At 74.6% G+C, this 2790-nt stretch carries 4 protein-coding genes; 1 reads left to right on the forward strand and 3 read right to left on the reverse strand.

Annotated features, from left to right (window positions below; genetic code table 11):
- Positions 1-74: 74 nt before the first annotated feature.
- Together MHW47_RS34190 and MHW47_RS34195 are read right to left on the reverse strand one after the other, a co-directional pair.
- The gene (locus tag MHW47_RS34190; protein WP_239227732.1) at positions 75-614 is read right to left on the reverse strand and encodes an NUDIX domain-containing protein; all 540 of its coding nucleotides are present in this window, start codon (positions 612-614) and stop codon (positions 75-77) included.
- 169 nt (positions 615-783) lie between these two features.
- Entirely contained in the window at positions 784-1161 is a 378-nt protein-coding gene (locus MHW47_RS34195; RefSeq protein ID WP_239227733.1) for a VOC family protein, read from the reverse strand.
- A 191-nt stretch (positions 1162-1352) separates the two neighbouring features.
- Between MHW47_RS34195 and MHW47_RS34200 the strand changes: the two genes are divergently transcribed.
- On the forward strand, positions 1353-2225 hold the full coding sequence (locus MHW47_RS34200) for a ScbA/BarX family gamma-butyrolactone biosynthesis protein (protein WP_239227734.1): 873 nt from the start codon (positions 1353-1355) through the stop codon (positions 2223-2225).
- 12 nt (positions 2226-2237) lie between these two features.
- Here the strand turns inward: MHW47_RS34200 and MHW47_RS34205 are convergent.
- A partial coding sequence (locus MHW47_RS34205) for a PhzF family phenazine biosynthesis protein (protein WP_239227735.1) occupies positions 2238-2790 on the reverse strand: 553 nt, incomplete at its 5' end.

Raw genomic sequence — 2790 nt, forward strand, 5'->3', positions numbered from 1 at the left:
GTGGAGCGGCTGAGCGGCCGCTGACGGGCGCCGGGGCCCCGCAGGCCCGGCCCGGCGCCCGGGGGTGCGCCCGCTCAGCCGTCCCCCCACCCCCACGCGTCGAAGTACGCCGCCGTGCCCGTCAGTCGGGCCGTCAGCACCGCCTCCAGGCGGGCGAAGTCCTGCGGGGGCATCAGGGGGCGCCACTCGGCCAGGGACAGCACCCGGACCGCGTCGTGCTCGTCCGGGTCCAGCACGATGGAGCGGATCTGCTCGTCCGTGAGCCGGCCGCCGTCGAAGACGCAGCCCGCCGTGCTGTACGGCCAGTCGGCGCCGGGCGGGCCGAAGACCGAGGCGAGGAGGCGGGGCGGGCCCGGCACCTCGATGCCCGTCTCCTCGCGGCACTCCCGCCGCGCCGTCTCCCAGGGCCGCTCGCCGAAGTCCATCGTCCCGCCGGGGAACTGCCACGGGTGCGTCCGCGAGTACGTGGCCCGCAACTGCACCGGGCGATGGTCCTCGTCGGTGAAGAAGACGAAGGCGAAGCCGGTCGACTTGGGCACCGAGCGGGCGTACTCCTCGGGCGGGAGCAGCACCCGCCCGCTCGTGCCGCCGCCATGCGTACTGTCCGAGGTCAACAAGGCCCCCTGGGGTCGTCGCGGCAGGATCACCGTGTCCAACGACCGCCGCCACGCCCCGAACACGCGACTTTCGGCCACGCGGTCCGGGAATGGCCGAAATGCCGTGAGCGGCCCCGGCCGGGGCGCCGGGAGCCGGGTGCGGGAGCCGGGCGCCCGGGGCCGGGGTTCAGCGGTGCGTCAGGACGTTGACCACCTTGCCGTTGGGGTCGCGGACGAAGAAGCGGCGGACGCCCCACTCCTCGTCCCGGGGGCCGTAGACGATCTCCGCCCCCGCGTCGACCAGCGCGGCGTGCACCGCGTCCACGTCCGCCACCTCGACGCTCACCTCCGGGTTCACCGGGCCGGCCGCGTCCCGGGTCATGAAGCTGATCTGGGCCGCCGGACGGTCCGGGGAGGCAAGGGTCACGATCCAGCCATGGTTCATGACCTCCTCGAAACCGAGCAGACCGTAGAACGCGGTGTTCTCCCGCAGAGCGGACTCGTCCGCTCCGTCGCCGTCGCCCGTGCCGACCGGGATGTTCGGGACCACACGCTGTACAGACATGGATCACTCCTGTCACATTGATGACGGTCAGTCACTCAACCCACACTAGACGTCTGCTCAAGGGCCGCTTGAGAGCTACTCCAGGGGGTGGCTGGAAACTGTGGCCGGGGCCGGGGCAAACTGGCCTGATCACGGCCGGTGCGGGGTGACCCGATCCGGCCCTTCGTATCGGAGTTCCCCGGGGGCGCCCCATGATCCAGTTCTCCTCGCGCGTGGCCGGGGAACACTTCCGGCGACTGGTCCACCGGGGAGACCCGCTGGACGTGTTCCCCACCGGGGTGGCCCGGCTGAGCGAGACGCGGTTCTGCGTGCCCGCCCACTGGCCGCGCGCCCACCGCTTCTTCGCCCCCGTGCGCGGCAGCCACCAGGACCCGCTGCTGATCGCGGAGACCATGCGCCAGTCGGCCATGCTGGTCTGCCACGCCGAGCTGGGGGTGCCGCTCGGCGACGCGTTCGTGATGTGGGAGCTGAACTACACCACCGCCGCGGAGCACCTGGTGCTCGGCGAGGAGCCCTGGGACGTCGTGGTGGAGGTGGCCTGCTCCGACATACGCCGGCGCGGCAGCAGCCTCCGCTCGATGCGGGTCGACTTCGTCATACGCCGGGACGGCGGGGTGCTCGCCACCTGCGGCTCCCGGATCAGCTGCACCTCGGCCGCCGCCTACCACCGGCTGCGGGGCAGCCGGGGCCCCGTGTCCGTGCCCCTGATCCCGGCCCTCGCACCGCACACGGCGGGCCGGACCGCCGAGCGCGACGTCGTCCTCGGGCCCGCCACGGGCCCCGGCCGGTGGCCGCTGCGGCTCGACACCGGGCACCCGACCCTCTTCGGCCGCCCCAACGACCACGTACCGGGCATCCTGCTCCTCGAAGCCGCCCGGCAGGCCGCCACCGCCACGGTGCCGGGCTTCCTCCCGGTCAGCGTGCGGTCCGACTTCCTGCGGTACGTGGAGCTGGACCGGCCCTGCCGGGTCGAGGCCGGCCCGGCGCCGGGCGGCGTGTTCGTCCGGGCGGAGCAGGACGGGGACACGGTCTTCACCTGCGCGCTCGGCGGCCCGGCGGTCTGACCCCGCCCCGCCCTACGCCGGGTCCGGCAGCCGCGTGCCCGTCCCGGTCACCCGCACCCGCGCGTCGCCCGCCCGCAGCGTCACGGTGAGCGTGCCGGGGCGCCCCATGTCCTCGCCCTGGTACAGAGTCAGTTCGACGGCCTCCGGTACCAGGCCCAGCGTGCGCAGATACGCGCCGAGGGCGGCCGCCGCCGCGCCCGTCGCCGGGTCCTCCACCACGCCGCCGACCGGGAACGGATCACGGACGTGGAACACCGTCGCGGAGGCCCGCCACACCAGCTGAACGGTCGTCAGGTCCAGCCGGTGCATGAGCGCTTCGAGGCGCGCGAAGTCGTAGTCCAGCGCGGCCAGCCTCTCCCGGCTGCCGGTGGCCAGGACCAGATGGCGGGCGCCCGCGTACGCGATCCGGGGCGGCAGGGCCGGATCGAGGTCGGCGGCCGGCCAGTCCAGGGCCGCCAGCGCCTCCGCCAGGTCGGCCGGGTCGACGTCCTCGACGGCCGGCTCCACGCTGGTCAGCGTCGCCCGCAGCGCGCCGCCCTCGCGGACCACGCCGACCGGCACCGGA

Origin of the sequence: Streptomyces sp. OfavH-34-F (genome assembly GCF_022347745.1) — a bacterium.
Lineage (GTDB): Bacteria > Actinomycetota > Actinomycetes > Streptomycetales > Streptomycetaceae > Streptomyces.

Bases quoted from the DNA above. Each gene is read 5' to 3' on its own strand.
- MHW47_RS34195 (WP_239227733.1), bottom strand. From the start codon at position 1,161: ATGTCTGTACAGCGTGTGGTCCCGAACATCCCGGTCGGCACGGGCGAC.
- MHW47_RS34200 (WP_239227734.1), top strand. From the start codon at position 1,353: ATGATCCAGTTCTCCTCGCGCGTGGCCGGGGAACACTTCCGGCGACTG.